The organism is Bacillus sp. JZ34 (assembly GCF_053903205.1).
Window position 1 is genome coordinate 885,264 of the sequence record NZ_CP096403.1, and the last position, 14,414, is coordinate 899,677.

At 47.5% G+C, this 14,414-nt stretch carries 13 protein-coding genes; 9 read left to right on the forward strand and 4 right to left on the reverse strand.

Going from position 1 to position 14,414, the window contains the following annotated elements; genetic code table 11:
* Positions 1-38: 38 nt before the first annotated feature.
* The 5 genes from M1D90_RS04345 (at position 39) to M1D90_RS04365 (ending at position 5,377) form a co-directional block, all read left to right on the forward strand.
* Complete coding sequence (locus M1D90_RS04345) at positions 39-1,160, forward strand: response regulator aspartate phosphatase (protein ID WP_023856208.1); 1,122 nt, start codon at positions 39-41, stop codon at positions 1,158-1,160.
* A gap of 695 nt (positions 1,161-1,855) precedes the next feature.
* Entirely contained in the window at positions 1,856-2,239 is a 384-nt protein-coding gene (locus tag M1D90_RS04350; protein ID WP_023856206.1) for a hypothetical protein, read from the forward strand.
* Positions 2,240-2,269: 30 nt separating this feature from the next.
* On the forward strand, positions 2,270-3,130 hold the full coding sequence (locus tag M1D90_RS04355) for a DMT family transporter (RefSeq protein ID WP_020452862.1): 861 nt from the start codon (positions 2,270-2,272) through the stop codon (positions 3,128-3,130).
* Between the two features lie 64 nt (positions 3,131-3,194).
* Positions 3,195-4,316, forward strand: a complete 1,122-nt coding sequence (locus M1D90_RS04360) for an NAD(P)/FAD-dependent oxidoreductase (protein ID WP_456283163.1) — start codon at positions 3,195-3,197, stop codon at positions 4,314-4,316.
* Positions 4,317-4,537: 221 nt separating this feature from the next.
* On the forward strand, positions 4,538-5,377 hold the full coding sequence (locus M1D90_RS04365) for an FAD binding domain-containing protein (protein WP_020452860.1): 840 nt from the start codon (positions 4,538-4,540) through the stop codon (positions 5,375-5,377).
* 126 nt (positions 5,378-5,503) lie between these two features.
* Here the strand turns inward: M1D90_RS04365 and M1D90_RS04370 are convergent, their stop codons facing one another.
* Together M1D90_RS04370 and M1D90_RS04375 are read right to left on the reverse strand one after the other, a co-directional pair.
* Positions 5,504-6,325: an endonuclease I family protein gene (locus M1D90_RS04370; RefSeq protein ID WP_020452859.1), complete on the reverse strand. Its 822-nt coding sequence runs from the start codon at positions 6,323-6,325 to the stop codon at positions 5,504-5,506.
* A gap of 79 nt (positions 6,326-6,404) precedes the next feature.
* On the reverse strand, positions 6,405-7,313 hold the full coding sequence (locus M1D90_RS04375; protein ID WP_456283164.1) for an anthranilate phosphoribosyltransferase: 909 nt from the start codon (positions 7,311-7,313) through the stop codon (positions 6,405-6,407).
* A gap of 242 nt (positions 7,314-7,555) precedes the next feature.
* Between M1D90_RS04375 and M1D90_RS04380 the strand changes: the two genes are divergently transcribed.
* Both M1D90_RS04380 and M1D90_RS04385 read left to right on the forward strand, forming a co-directional pair.
* Entirely contained in the window at positions 7,556-8,962 is a 1,407-nt protein-coding gene (locus M1D90_RS04380; RefSeq protein WP_023856201.1) for a YfcC family protein, read from the forward strand.
* A 180-nt stretch (positions 8,963-9,142) separates the two neighbouring features.
* Positions 9,143-10,339 (forward strand): MFS transporter, encoded by a 1,197-nt coding sequence (locus M1D90_RS04385; protein ID WP_020452856.1) that lies wholly within the window; start codon positions 9,143-9,145, stop codon positions 10,337-10,339.
* Positions 10,340-10,439: 100 nt separating this feature from the next.
* On the opposite strand, the gene M1D90_RS04390 is transcribed toward M1D90_RS04385, so the two are convergent.
* A complete protein-coding gene (locus tag M1D90_RS04390; RefSeq protein WP_105981205.1) occupies positions 10,440-12,038 on the reverse strand; it encodes a PucR family transcriptional regulator in 1,599 nt (532 codons plus the stop codon).
* A 164-nt stretch (positions 12,039-12,202) separates the two neighbouring features.
* On the opposite strand from M1D90_RS04390, the gene M1D90_RS04395 reads away from it, so the two are divergent.
* A complete protein-coding gene (locus M1D90_RS04395; RefSeq protein WP_149169286.1) occupies positions 12,203-13,429 on the forward strand; it encodes a pyridoxal-phosphate-dependent aminotransferase family protein in 1,227 nt (408 codons plus the stop codon).
* 9 nt (positions 13,430-13,438) lie between these two features.
* Complete coding sequence (locus M1D90_RS04400; protein WP_456283165.1) at positions 13,439-13,573, forward strand: hypothetical protein; 135 nt, start codon at positions 13,439-13,441, stop codon at positions 13,571-13,573.
* A gap of 209 nt (positions 13,574-13,782) precedes the next feature.
* On the opposite strand, the gene M1D90_RS04405 is transcribed toward M1D90_RS04400, so the two are convergent.
* Complete coding sequence (locus M1D90_RS04405) at positions 13,783-14,367, reverse strand: TetR/AcrR family transcriptional regulator (RefSeq protein ID WP_020452853.1); 585 nt, start codon at positions 14,365-14,367, stop codon at positions 13,783-13,785.
* Between the last annotated feature and the right edge of the window lie 47 nt (positions 14,368-14,414).

Consider the following 14,414-nt stretch of genomic DNA (forward strand, 5'->3'; position numbering starts at 1 on the left):
CAGAAAAGTTATAATATTGCTAGAAAGGAAGAGGATATGTGAGCGTGATACCATATGATTTGGTTGCGACGAAAATGAATTTTTGGTATACAGCCTTAAAAAACAATTGGACAGGCAAGGCTGAGGATACTAAGAAAGAAGTTGAACGAGAATTAGAACAAATGGAACAAAATCAGGATGTGATTGTCTATTACAACTTACTGCTCTTCCGGCATAATCTTCAACTTGATTATATGTATTCTAAACCCGGTGTAAATTTAAATAGTCGTTTTGATGAGTTCAAAAAGATTCGCGGTCAGAATAATCTGGAAGGGATGTTGGATTATTATTATCATTTTTTCGCTGGGATGTATCATTTCAGACAAAAAGAATTAATCCTTGCGCTGAATTTTTATAGGGAAGCCGAGAAAAAACTTGATTCTTTTGATTGTGATGAACTGGAAAGGGCTGAATTCTATTTCAAAGCTTCTGAAGTTTATTACCATATGAAGCAAACGTTCTTTTCAATGAATTACGCAAGTCGTGCGTATAACATATACAAAAAGTATAAAACCTACGGTGAGCGTCGAGTGCAAAGTCAATTTATTATTGCTGGCAACTGGTTAGATCATATGTATCCTGAAAAAGCTCTACATAATTTAAATAAAGCGCTTAAAGAGTCAAAGACACAAGGAATTCTTCATCTTATGGGTTCATCACATTTAAATATTGGCATATGCTACAATAAATTGGAAGATGTCGATAAAGCAACCTACCATTTTCAAAGAGCTCTGAACCTTTATAAAGAGGAGAAGCATAGTTTTTTGCCAAAAACATTATTCAACCTCGCCCATGTCAGGGCAAAGCAAGGAAAGTTGTCAATAACTGATGACCTATACTATGAAGGCAAAGAGTTGGCTGAAAGGAACAAGAATTTAGATATGCTTGCGAAGTTTGACTTAATAAAAGGGCTTTATCTTTCATTTGATCTAGATATGGTTCGAGAATCGTTCAAGTTTTTCGAAAGTAAAGGCAAGTATGCAGACATGGAGGAATACGGTCTTATAGCAGCAGAGCTTCTAGAGAAAAAAGAAAAAATTCGAGATGCAGTGGAATTCTACCGGATAACAGTTAAAGCGAGAAGACAAATCCAAAGGAGTGCTTTTCTACATGTAAACTAAATTATTTTAGGGGTAGTTAAAGCATCTTACAGGATTAAGTATTGGCCCCAAAAGCATTATACTCAGGGCGTTATAAAACCTCAAATTTTGAATAAGGTAAGTTGCTTGAGTTTAACTTTAAGTACAGCATAGAAAGATAGGTCGATCTATGGCAAACTATTTAAAATCGAGAATCGTATCTTATCTTATCTGTTTATTCTTTTGGGAGTGGGGGCCGGATTCGCAATTTGCGAGGTGTCAATGGAAAAGCCGGATTACTCCTCAGTTTGCGCGGCCTTTATCATTGGCTTTACGATTGGGGAATGCATAATGATTAGAAAATGGTTAAGACGGGAGATTTCATGAAGAAGAAAAGACTTGGCAGGTTTTTGTCTCCATATGCTCTGCCAGCTTAGATTTCCCGTCCTGCTAAGAATCGGGCTGCTATTCGATCGACGAGTATTTCCACAAGGCTGCCTGCGAGAAAAAGATCATCATGAAAATACCCATCTTCATCAACAATTTGTATACCTGTCTTAGTCTTTTCACCTTAGCTTCATACATTTAAATCATCCCCTTTCACCCACTTATACAGTATTTGTCCATTAAAAGAAGAACAGGATCTTCTTGTAAAATATCTTTATTAGATCATATTGTCATGTATAATGAAGGGTATAGCATGTGACATTCATACTGTATAAGAAAGGATATGACCAGTGAAAATGTTGAAAAAGGCTGTGTTGACAGCCGCTGTTTTCTTGCTGGCCGCATTTGCCGGGAGTACAGAAGCCTTTGCTATGCCTTCCAAAGGCGCGGTGAAATTCAGGACGGATGCCAATACATATACGAAATCAGCCACTTCGATCGTTGTCACTGGAAAAAGTCCTGTTACGGGAACGATGATCGCTGTCCGGCTGATCAATAAAAAAGGAACTGTCCTGATCTATCGAGATGTTCATTTAACACGCGGAAAATCTCATTTTCGGGTGAGCTTCCCGACGAAAAAGCTGAAACCGGGCAAGTATGACGTCTGGGTGGATGCTGTTAAAGGAAAGAAATGGCATGGGGAATTGAAGCGCTACATTGTCATCAAACATTGAGCTCCATTATGATGAACGGAGGGCTGTGTAATGACTGCCGTGGGTTTTTGTGTATTATTATGTTCTGCATTTATCCATGCATCATGGAACTACCTTTCAAAAAAAGCCGATGGAGGCGTTCCATTTATCTGGCTGTTCACAGCGATTGCAGCCGTTGTCTACACGCCGTTGGCCATAGGTGTTGTCATATATGAAAAGCCTGAGATCGGCATCTGGCAGCTTGCCATTATCATGGCGAGCATCCTTGCACACTTGGGCTTTTTTCTTGTTCTTCAAAAAGGGTACAAAAAGGGCGACCTTTCCCTCGTCTACCCTATTGCGAGAGGAACTGGCCCGCTGCTCACCTGCGTGCTGGCGGTCGCCTTTTTTGGCGAGTCATTGACGCTGCCCGCAATAACAGGGATTCTTTTGATTGTGATCAGCATTCTTTTTTTCACAGGGGGAGTCAAGCGGTTAAAAGAATCAGGCTCGCTCACACCGGTTCTTTACGGGCTGGCGGTCGGCGGTATTATTGCCGCATATACCCTCCTTGATAAAGCAGCGGTCAGCCGGTTTCTCATTCCGCCGTTGCTGCTTGATTATTGCAATACGCTCGGCCGTCTGATCATATTGACTCCTTTTGCCGCGAAAAGCTGGAGCGAAGTCCGCTTTGAGTGGAAGCATCACCGGATGGAAGCTGTCGGGGTGGGGGTTTTTAACTCTTTGGCTTATATTTTGGCGCTGAGTGTCATGGTATTTGCTCCGGTCAGCTATGTGGCACCGGTTCGGGAAATCAGCATTTTAATCGGAACGGTGATGGGGGCGGTTCTTTTGTCTGAAGGTTTCGGACGGCTTAGAATTGTCGCGGCTGTCTTTATGGTGCTTGGCGTGATATCGGTAGCCGTTGGTTAGGTTGTGTTCCATCGATGTGATCCGTTATATTTGTAAATAAACAGAAATGAAAAAGGTGTTAATCATGAAATCTTTTATTGTAGTCGGAGCGGGCGTCCTCGGCGCTTCTGCCGCTTATCATCTTGCAAAAAAGGGCGCGGAAGTGACCTTGATTGACCGCGGAGAGCGGGGAAGGGCTACAGATGCCGCGGCGGGAATCGTCTGCCCCTGGCTTTCGCAGCGCAGAAACCAGGCATGGTACAAGCTTGCAAAAGGCGGAGCGGCGTACTACGCCGATTTAATCAAGCAGCTTGAAGCTGACGGAGAATCGGAGACGGGGTATAAACGGACAGGCGCTATCAGCTTGCATACAGACGAGCGAAAGCTGGAGAAAATGGAAGAACGGGCGCATCTCAGGCGCAAGGATGCGCCTGAAATCGGCGAGATCACCCGTTTATCCCATGAGGAAACGAAGCGTTTATTTCCGCCTTTGGCAGAGGGGTACAGCTCGGTTCATATCAGCGGCGCCGCGCGCGTAAACGGAAAATTGCTCCGCCGCTCACTTGTGAATGCCGCACAGAAATACGGAGCTTCAGTTGTTGCCGGAAACGCTTCATTGCTCTATGAAGGAAACCGGGTAACAGGGATCTCCACAGCTGACAAAAAAATATACGCTGATCAGGTGCTGGTCACAGCGGGCGCTTGGGCGGACGAGCTTTTGAAGCCGCTCGGCGTGCGTTTTTCAGTCAGCCACCAAAAAGCGCAGATTGTTCATCTTCGTCTTCCGGAGGCGGATACCGGCAGCTGGCCTGTTGTGATGCCTCCGAATGACCAATACATATTGGCATTTGAAGACGGCCGGATCGTTGCCGGCGCTACTCACGAAAATGAAGCGGAGCTTGATGATCTTCGGGTAACGGCTGGCGGCCTTCACGAAATTTTCTCAAAGGCGCTTGCTGTTGCGCCGGGTTTGGAATTGAGCGAGCTGCTTGAGACGCGTGTAGGATTCAGGCCGTTTACACCAGGCTTTCTCCCCGTGATCGGCTCATTGCCGAACATTTGCGGGCTGCTTGTTGCCAACGGCCTTGGCGCTTCAGGGCTCACGTCAGGTCCTTACCTTGGCGCGGAATTGGCAAGACTCGCCTTGGGAGAAGAGCCTGAGCTTGATATCGCTTTATATGATCCGGCCGGCGCGCTTGAAAGTTGAATCATGTTGCAAAAAAAGTTCACTCGAAGCTAGAGTGAACTTTTTTCTTGTTTACAGTTTTAAAATAGAAAATTTTTCAATATAAATCCATGGAGGAAAATTTTGAGAAAACCATATGACTTTCTTCGTAGTGCATGCCGATTTTTTTGAACGGCAGGTGTTCGGTTCAATCGGCCGCCTCTGATTCCCGAACAAATTTGGAAAGTAAAAGGAGGGTCGCCATGATCCAGTTTGACTTTGAGTATTACAGGCCCCAATCTGCGCAGGAAGCGGTAAAGCTCTTTCAAAGCTTGGAGCGCAAGGGGAAAAAGCCGGCTTATTTTTCCGGCGGAACAGAACATTTAATACCAGGACGGCTGAGGGTGATTCATCCAAATGCCGTTATCGATATTAAAGACATACCTGAGTGCAGAACTCTGCAATTTGAACGGCGCCACCTCGCTTTAGGCTCAGCATTAACATTGACAGAGATCACGGAAAACGGCGGCTTTCCATTGTTGAGCAAAGCGGTAAGGGAAGTGGCCGACCATACGGCGCGCAATAAGATTACGCTTGGCGGCAATATTTGCGGGCAGATCTTTTACCGCGAAGCAGTGCTGCCTTTTTTATTAACCGACAGCAAAGTGGTGACGATCGGAGACAAGGGGGAAAAGCGCTATTTGATTCACGACGTATTCGATCAGCAGCTGAAGCTGAACAAGGGAGAAATCCTCATTTTCCTTTTGATTGAAGAACGCTATCTTCATCAGCCTTTTGCAAGCATAAAAGTGAGGCAGCAATGGGATACGGGATATCCTTTGGCGACGATTTCAGCTCTTGAAATAGACGGACGCGTCCGCTGTGCATTTAGCGGTGTCTGCCCTTTTCCGTTTCGTTCATCAGAAGTGGAATCTGCGTTGAATGACGAATCGCTCCCTGTAGATCAAAGGGTGGAAAAGGCGATCAGCCGCTTTCCCGGCCCTGTTTTGGACGATGCGCAGGGTTCCGCTGAGTATCGCAAATTTGTCATCAAACATACGCTGTTTGACATTCTCGACATGCTGAAGAAGGAGACGTTTTGACAAGCGTTTGAATCCAATATTTGCAGGCGCGCGGGATACCATGAATTTGAACTGGCCCTAAAATCGGTGTGCTGAACAAAAAAAGAGAGGTTTAAAAAAAGAGCGCCGGGCAGGCGCTTTTTTTGTTCAATTCAAAACGCCTGAGCCCCAAATATCCTCCGCCCATTCAGGGTGATCAATGAATGGATTGCGGTTATGCTGGTATTGCTGATAGATGATGTCGTTCCGCTTTCTTTCAAGGGCATCGACAGGATCTTCATGGTGCCATTTCAATAAAACCGACATTTTTCCGTGGTACGGTTTAGATCCGTTGTTCGTTGTGTCGTTCATTTCAAGATCCGGCTGGCCGTCGTCCCCTTCATAGCGGACCGCCATATAGAAAATCATTCTGGCGACATCGCCTTTAATGCTTTTGTCAGGTTCCCAGGAATCGCCGTCATAGCGGTTTCCGGGAGAACCGGGATAGGGGCTGCCGCCTTCGTCGAAATCAAGGTTTCCGCGGGCGGCGTTTACTTGCACATCGCTGGGCCTGAGATGATGCAAATCTGTTCCGGGTCCTTTGCTTGTTCCGAAATCACCGTGCGATTTTGCCCATACGTGCTCGCGGTTCCAATCGCCAGTTTGCCCCCCGTTCGCCTGTTTAGAGCGCGACTCTCTGGAATATAAGAGAATCACGTTATTTCGATTGGCCGGATCTTCGTCCGTTGCTTTCAGTGCTTCCCATACCTCGCTGTAAGAAAGCTCTCTATGATCGTCGATTGTGTCGTGAAGCGCTTGTTTTAAAGCTTCGCCTGTTTTGCCTTGCGCCTGTTCATAGTAATCCGCCGGAGCCGAGGACTGATGGGGCTGGACGTGTAAGGAAAACAACTGGAAGGCTTCTGCGTTTTGGGTGGGCGCGCACATCGCTGACAGCATCAAAATAAACGGTATGAGACACTTTCGGTTCATCTTTCGATTCCCTCCTTTTCATTTCTTCCATTATCCAATCTTTTCATGAAAAGGAAATATCATTTTGGTTACGGTTTTCTTACGGTCTTGTAAATGAAGCTTTCCACCTCTCGAGGGCTTCCAGGCCGGCTTTTTCTTTCAGCTGTTTTTCCGCCTGTTCCTCAGCAGACAGCGGTTTGTTGAGCTTTGCTTCATCTGCGTAAAGCCCGAATTTTTCCGGCTTTAATATAAAGGAATCGATCACGCCGTTTTTTATCGTAAACACAAAGCTGCCTCTGTGGACCGGTACGTCTTCCGAGCCTTCCGCCCCCTGGACAATGAACACTTCTTTGTACGTCAAGTGCTGAAAAACGGGATGCATTTTCTGAATGGCCGTCCGGTGAAACGCGCCAATCATGAGCTTGTCGGCATCAGAGAAGTTGACCAGTTTTTCAGCTGTATTCAGCACGGTGCGGATGCCGATCTCTTCGCGAATTTTCCTCATCCGAACAAACGGTTTGCAAAATGTTTCGGCGGCTGCGAATCCGATTGAGGCCTCTTCCAGTGAGTGTGCCGTTTGCGCAGGATCAGTCTCAGAGGGGATTCCGAGTTTGTCTAGGACATTTTTTACACTCGTTCCATATTTGGGCGGCAATGCATCACTGCCGTGGAGAAACACGGGGACTCCGTTTCCTGCGAGAAGGAGCGAGGCGGGAATGGTTGCTAAAAAAGAATGTCTTCCTGTGTAAGGTCCCGCAAAATCGATGACCGCATCTTTTACAGCTTTGGAAAGGTTCAGTGTTTTCGAGCTGTTCCGCAATGCTTCGGTAAACGCGAGCAATTCCTCAGGGGACTCTGTTTTCATCCGCTCCGCTATTAAGAATGCGGCGGTCTGGACGGGGCTGGCATTTCCCGTAACGATCGCTTCTGCAGCCTGTTTGGCCTCTTCATAAGTTAAATCGCGGGCGCCCCTTTTTCCTCTTGCGACTTCTTTAATCCACTGTTGCAATGTGAACTCTCTCCTTTACATGCTGATCTTTCTTATGACTTTACATGAAAATGCAGAAAAGGAACAGTCGAGATTGTCGGCTTAATACTTGATAGAAAATATGACGATTTTCTGGATTGGCCGTGTAGATTTAGGTATTTTAACTGAAAACATGCTGAAATTTAGAGGATTTTTCAATGCGATTAATGCTGTAATCATTTAATATGTTAAAAAAGTTAACATGGAAAAGGGGATGATCGAAAATGGGAATGCCGGCTTACAAAACAGAAGACGTGAACAAGAAAGAAAAAAGCAAAAAGGAATTTCCGCATATTTATGTCATTCTGGCTGTCATGATTGGTCTAATGGCGCTTATGACATATGTGATTCCGGCGGGCGAATATGAACGGGTGGAAAGTCCGGACGGCAGGGAAATGATTGATCCGGCGTCCTACAAACGGATCGAACAGACGCCGGTTGATATCTTGGGGTTGCTTACGGCTGTTCCGAAAGGGATGACAGAAGCGGCCCCGATTATCGTGTTTACATTTGTGATTGGCGGCGCTTTTGCCGTTCTGCGGAAAGCGTCTGTCATTGAGCTCGGTGTCCGTCTGCTGGCGGGTCAGTTCAGGAACAAACCGGTTTTCGTTACACCTGTTTTAATATTCGTTTTTTCCGGCATTTCCTGTTTTATCGGGACGCCTGAGCTTTCCATCGTTTACGTCCCTGTCATTCTTCCGCTGCTGCTGTCTTTCGGATATGACCGGATGACAGCAGCAGCAATTGCGTTGTGCGGGACGATCGCCGGCTTTACGAGCGCTTTGACAAACCCTTTTACCGTAGGAACCTCACAAATGATTTCCGGTCTCCCGCTTTATTCAGGGATGGGGTACAGGGCGGTCATCTTTGTTGTCATTACGGCGATTGCCGCTGTATATGTGCTCAAATATGCGGAAAAGGTCAGGGCGCATCCTGAAAAAAGCCTGACGGGGAAAGAAGCAGTAGAAGCGGTGCCTGCTTTTAAAGCAGGCAGACGGGTGAAATGGGCCGGTATCGCGGCGCTTGGGTTGTTTGCCGGCTTGATTGGCTGTGTCATTTATTTCAGGTGGGATATGCTGACAATGGCGGGCTATTTCCTCGCGCTCGGCATCATTCCTGCTTACATTGCCGGCATGAGCTCGAGAGACATTGCCGAGTCCTTTAATGAGGGCTTTAAAGAAGTGCTCGTCGGGGCGATGATTTGCGGCATTGCAAGAGCTGCTGCGGTCGTTATGGCCGACGGGCAGATCATGGATACGATTGTTTACGGCTTGTCTCATGCGGTCTCACAACTTCCTTCTTATTTAACGGTTACGGCGATGCTTTTCACACAGATGCTGTTTAACTTTTTTGTTCCAAGCGGAAGCGGACAGGCTTTAATAATGATGCCGATTATGGCGCCTTTGGCTGATATTGTCGGAATTACGCGGCAGACGGCAATTCTGGCTTTCCAATTCGGCGACGGTTTTTCAAACATCGTCTTTCCGACATCGGGTTACTTTATGGCGACGCTTGCGATCAGCCGGATTGCCTGGAACAAGTGGCTGCGATTCATCCTTCCGCTGTTTTGCCTCTGGATGGGAGCGGCCGTGCTTTTCCTGCTGTTTGCTAACGCTGTCGGCTGGTCGTAAATGGATAAAAAGGCGGGGGAATCCTCCGCTTTTTTAATTTCCCATCATTCCTTCAGAAGAAAAAATATGCATAAATATGAAAAAACTAGACTTTGAACCTATCTGTGGATATACTAATTTAGTAATTGATCGAATTTAAGATTGTCCGGTATTATCGGGCTTTAAGGAAGGTATCCGCGGATGAAAAAAATGGCCAGATTGTATATTCTCATGCTGAACGTGTTCATCGTTATGCTTGGTATAGGCTTGATTATTCCACTCATGCCTACGTTTATAGAAGAATTCGGCGCGTCAGGCAGCACGCTCGGGTTGCTGATTGCGGCTTCGGGTATTACCCAGCTGCTGTTTTCGCCCGTTGCCGGGGAAATGACCGATAAATACGGAAGACGGAAAATGATCATTTTAGGCATCGGTGCGTTTGCGGTTTCCCAGTTGCTTTTCGCCTTGGCGAGCCAGATGTGGCTGCTGTTTGTTTCCCGCCTTCTCGGCGGAGCGGGAGCGGCGTTTTTGGTGCCGGCCATGTTTGCCTACATCGCCGACATCACATCGGAAAAGGATCGAAGCAAAGGGATGGGGCTGATCAGCGCCGCGATGTCTCTCGGCTTTGTCATCGGTCCGGGAGCCGGCGGATATTTGGCTGCGTACGGGCTCACTTTTCCGTTTTACGTGTCAGCCGGATTAGCCGGCTTGGCGACGGTTTTATCGCTTTTTGTCCTCCCGGAAACGCTCAGTCAAGAAAAGATGCTTGAAAAGCGCCGCTCCGCTCAAAAGCGCGAACCGCTTCCTAAGCAAATGGCGCGCGCGCTGCGATCGCCGTATGCTTTTCTGTTTGTCCTCGTGTTCATCCTGAACTTCGGGATCATGAATTTTGAGGCGGTATTCAGCCTTTATGTCGATCATAAGCACGGCTTTACACCGGGAGACATTGCCTTTGTCATTACAGCGGCAAGCTTGATCGGCGTGTTCGTCCAGGCGGTGGCCCTCGGGATGCTGACGAACCGCTTCGGCGAAAAAAAGCTGATGAACATGACGCTGATCGGTTCAGCCGCAGCGCTTGCCGTCTGCTCGATTGCCGGTTCGTACTGGCTCGTTTTCGGTGCAACAATTGTTTTCTTCATGCTGACGTCCATCCTTCGTCCGGCAATTAATACGCTGATTTCAAAAATGGCCGGTGATGAACAGGGCTTTGCCGCAGGCATGAACAATGCGTTTATGAGCCTTGCCAACATTGTCGGACCGACGGTGGCTGGTCTGTTATTCGATGTGAACGTGGAAATTCCATATATTTTTGGTGCGGTCGTTCTCGTGCTCAGCTTTTTGGCGGCAGTCAGCTGGGGGCGGAAGCAGCAGACGCGCGCAATTCCCGAAAAAGTATAAGGGAGCCGGCACATATGCCGGCTTTTTTCTATGGTGAATGTCTAATCATCAGCAATGCCGGTATGGCTTAACTTTCTCCGGTTGCTGCTGTTGGAGTTTCTCACAATCCAAGCAGCATTTGAATTCTGAGCGCCAGTCTCAAGCGCAGGGTTGTGTCCGCATCTTTCAGGCTTTTCCCGAGCAATTCTTCGCATTTTTCAAGCCTGTAGATGACTGTGTTTCTGTGGACATACAGGCGCTTGGCCGTTTCAGAAATCTGACAGTGCGTTTCCAGATAGACGGACAATGTTTGCAGGAGCCCCTGGTCATCCTTCGGCAGGCTGGCAAGCTGATGCAGTGCATGCGTGTAAAATGTCTTCAAATCATCAGCCGGAATCATGCGTAAAAGCTCAGAGACGTCTTTCATATGGTACGTCTGGATGAACTCGGTGCTGCCGGACAAATGGCCGGAGTGGAGCGCGTCGACGGCTTCTTTGCAAATGTGCGGAACGTCGCTCAGCTGATGGCTGAGGTTACTGATTCCGAAAGAGATTGTCCGCTGAAAGTGCTCCGCTGCATGACGCTGAAACGTCTTTAAAAATCCGCTGACGTCTGCATTCAGTTCAGCCCAGCTGTCCGTCGCTTCGGCCAGCAGGAAGCAGACGTTTCCCTTTGTGAAAAGGTGCGGAGGGAACGGAAAGTCAACCAGCTCTTCTTCCAGGCGTTCGAACACGGAATCTGATTCAAGCTGATTTTCCGTGAAGCTGAGCGATTTTTCGCGCCGGTCCAATTTGCCCGCAATGCACACATATTTTTGATCCCACTTGAGCTGAAATTCTTTGGCCCGGTTTTTAATTTCTTCAGCAGAGGAAAAGGCGCCGTCCAAAAAATTGCTAAAAAACTCGTTCCGTGCTCTTCGCAAATATTGTTTGAGCGCATTTTCCTTCAGCAGCTCAAAGGCGATGACATTGGCAGCTTGTTCGAGGGTTAACAGCAAGCCTTTGTCTGAAGGGGAAATCATCCCGCAGACAACGAGGAAGCCGCATTTTTTTTCATGAGTATAGATCGGAAATACCGAATAGGTTTGTTTGTCGGGAAGCGTTGAAAAACAGGTGAGCCCTGTCCTGTTTCCTTTTTGAAATATTCCTTCATAATGCGACAGCGTCCCGGCGGCATCCGCTTTTGAGGAGGCGATCGGCTTGAGATGCTGATTGAAAAGAAGAACGGGAAGCTTCAAAACAGCAGAGACGTTATGCAAGAGCGATTGAATGCTTTTTCCGCTCATAATATGGGTTGTGAACTTTTTTTGGGCGGTAATGGCCTGTTCGAGTTCTGCCGTCCGTTTGTCCAAAATATGGCTCAGTGTATGATTGACAATATCACCGAGGCGGACATCTTTATTTAGCTCGATGATCGGAAATGACCGCTCGTCGGCAAGCTTGATCACCTCGTCGGGTATTTTCTGCAAAAAGCGCGTTTTGATGCCGAGTCCGGCGCAGCCCCGCCTGATCATCCTTTCAATCAATTCCTTCAATAAAAAAGGCCGGTCCTTTAAATGGTATGCGGTCGTGACGAGGAGCTCGCCGTGATGCAGATAATCGGCAATATCTGGCGCATCCATCATATTGATGTGTTCGATGTTCCGGGTCCCTCCCGTTTTTCCGGCGGCAAGCGTTGCGCCTTTAAACACGGGGAGTTTCATCATGTCATAGATATTCATTGATCTGTACAGACCTCCTTTGTCATTTTAGTCATTATCAACAAAAAATGAGCGGATTTGTGACATTTATGCCGATGTTTATTTTTCATGTTACCAGTAAACTTGTATTTATATAGAGAGTTGTAAAGAAATATAACAAGAAAAAAGAAAGGAAGTTTCTTCACATGACAATTGGCGAAATGAATATTCCGAAACGGACAATTATGACTCCCGGTCCTGTCGAGGTTCATCCGAGAGTGCTGAGGGCGCTTTCCTCACCTGTACTGGGACAATTCGATCCTGCATTTACAGACATGATGAATGACGTCATGGCGCTGCTCCGGCAGATTTTCCGAACGACAAATAAATGGGCATTTCCGATAGACGGGACATCGCGGGCCGGGCTTGAAGCCGTCCTTGCCAGTCTCATCAAACCGGGGGACCGGGTGCTCATTCCCATTTTCGGACGGTTCGGCTATCTGCTGGCCGAAATTTGCGAACGGTACCGGGCGGATGTTTATACAATGGAATGCCCGTGGGGAGACGTTTTTGAATCGAAAGATATCATCTCCGAAATCAAACGGACGAAACCGGAGATCGTCGCGGTTGTGCACGGCGAGACGTCAACGGGATGCATTCAGCCGCTTGAAGAAATCGGCCGGGCCTGCCGGGAGCTTGATGTGCTTTGTGTAGTCGATGCGGTGGCTACGATCGGCGGCACGGATGTCAATACGGATGAATGGTGCCTTGACGCGGTCGTCGGAGGTACGCAAAAGTGTTTATCCGTTCCTTCCGGGATGGCGCCGATCACATTTAACAGCCGGGTTGAAAAGCGCATCAATGAAAGGAAAAAGGTAGAACGTGGCATTGCCACAAGAGAAGATATCGAGCTTGAAACAGGACGCTTGCCGATTTCCAGCAATTATTTTGACCTCGGCATGCTGATGGATTATTGGAGCCCGAGGCGCCTCAATCATCATACAGAAGCGACTTCGATGCTGTACGGTTTGCGTGAAGGAGCGCGGGTCGTTCTTGAGGAGGGGCTCCGCGAGCGGTTCTCAAGACACCGGCTGCATGAAGCAGCGCTAATCAAGGGCATCAAAGCGATGGGTCTCGAATTGTTTACGGAAGGCCGGAAAAAGCTGCCGACCGTCACTTGTGTGAAAGTGCCTGATCGGGTTGACGCGGACCTTGTCAGGAAGATGATGCTTGACGACTTCGGCGTCGAAATCGCCAGCTCTTTCGGACCGCTGGCCGGAAAGATATGGAGAATCGGGACAATGGGGTACAGCTGCCGAAAAGAAAATGTTCTTTTTACATTGGCTGCTCTCGAAGCGGTTCTCATTCGCACAGGTGCTTCAGTATCGCCGGGAAATGCGCTTCAGGCGGCTCTGGATTTCTATCATGAGTAGGCTAATCTCATGAAAACGTTTGACTTGCTTTTGAAAGGCGCTTCCGTCGTGTGCCCAGACGTAAGGAAAACCGATATCGGCGTCAAAGACGGGATGATTGCTGAGCCGGGCGTGCTTGACGGCAGTGCGTCAATACATTTTTAAGGCAGACGAAAGAGAAGCAAAAGCGGTTCACTGAAGCGCAAAAAGCAGCCTGTGATCAGGCTGTTTTTTGTGGGATGACCAGAAAAAACAATTTTGCGACATCCGTGAGAATCTAAAACAAGAGAATTAATCAAAAAAAGCAGGCTGAGAGGCCTGCTTTTCCGTTGTTTTGTGTAAGTCTCTTTTGGTGCAATCCGATCGATCTGTGTCTATTCCAACGATCTTAAATAACCGGCCAATACAGAATCGATCATTTCAGCCGTCAGCCTTTCAGGGGCCATGATCAAATGAAGCGCCAGCCCGTCGACTAGGGCGTACAGGTGCTCGGTTTCCTTTAGAACATCGATCCCCGGTTTGGCGCCGGTATTCACCAGCATTTCAACAGCCGATTTACAGGCTGAATAAATGCCTTCATTCATCTCCTTTCTTAACGGTTTGAGCTCCGGATCGCTGAGCGATTTGGCCGTAAATGCATACCATGCCTCCATTTCCAGTTTTCGCTCCTCATCAAGAGGCATAAGCTGAAAAAGAAGCTGTTTGACGTTCTCAGCCGGTGTACCGTTAAATGTCATGCTCTCAATCCGCGTTTTGACCCGGTTTGCCACAAGCCTCATTGAATAAATGAAAAGCTCAGACTGTTGGGGAAAATAATGGCGCATCGATCCGGCCGAAAGTCCGGCTTCTTTAGCGACATTTCTGACGGTGCAATGTTCAAGTCCATCTCTGTGAATCACATTCCACACCGCTTCGGCAATTTTTTCTTTTTGTTTTTCGTGATCAACTATTTTTGGCATACACACATTATAACACGGGTGTATTATTTAATACATATGTGTTATAA

Excerpts from the sequence above, each read along its gene's own strand:
- M1D90_RS04400 (WP_456283165.1), top strand. The coding sequence starts at position 13,439 with ATGAAAACGTTTGACTTGCTTTTGAAAGGCGCTTCCGTCGTGTGCCCA.
- M1D90_RS04380 (WP_023856201.1), top strand. The coding sequence starts at position 7,556 with ATGGGAATGCCGGCTTACAAAACAGAAGACGTGAACAAGAAAGAAAAA.
- M1D90_RS04355 (WP_020452862.1), top strand. The coding sequence starts at position 2,270 with ATGACTGCCGTGGGTTTTTGTGTATTATTATGTTCTGCATTTATCCAT.
- M1D90_RS04390 (WP_105981205.1), bottom strand. The coding sequence starts at position 12,038 with ATGAATATCTATGACATGATGAAACTCCCCGTGTTTAAAGGCGCAACG.
- M1D90_RS04385 (WP_020452856.1), top strand. The coding sequence starts at position 9,143 with ATGAAAAAAATGGCCAGATTGTATATTCTCATGCTGAACGTGTTCATC.
- M1D90_RS04405 (WP_020452853.1), bottom strand. The coding sequence starts at position 14,367 with ATGCCAAAAATAGTTGATCACGAAAAACAAAAAGAAAAAATTGCCGAA.
- M1D90_RS04365 (WP_020452860.1), top strand. The coding sequence starts at position 4,538 with ATGATCCAGTTTGACTTTGAGTATTACAGGCCCCAATCTGCGCAGGAA.
- M1D90_RS04370 (WP_020452859.1), bottom strand. The coding sequence starts at position 6,325 with ATGAACCGAAAGTGTCTCATACCGTTTATTTTGATGCTGTCAGCGATG.
- M1D90_RS04360 (WP_456283163.1), top strand. The coding sequence starts at position 3,195 with ATGAAATCTTTTATTGTAGTCGGAGCGGGCGTCCTCGGCGCTTCTGCC.
- M1D90_RS04395 (WP_149169286.1), top strand. The coding sequence starts at position 12,203 with ATGACAATTGGCGAAATGAATATTCCGAAACGGACAATTATGACTCCC.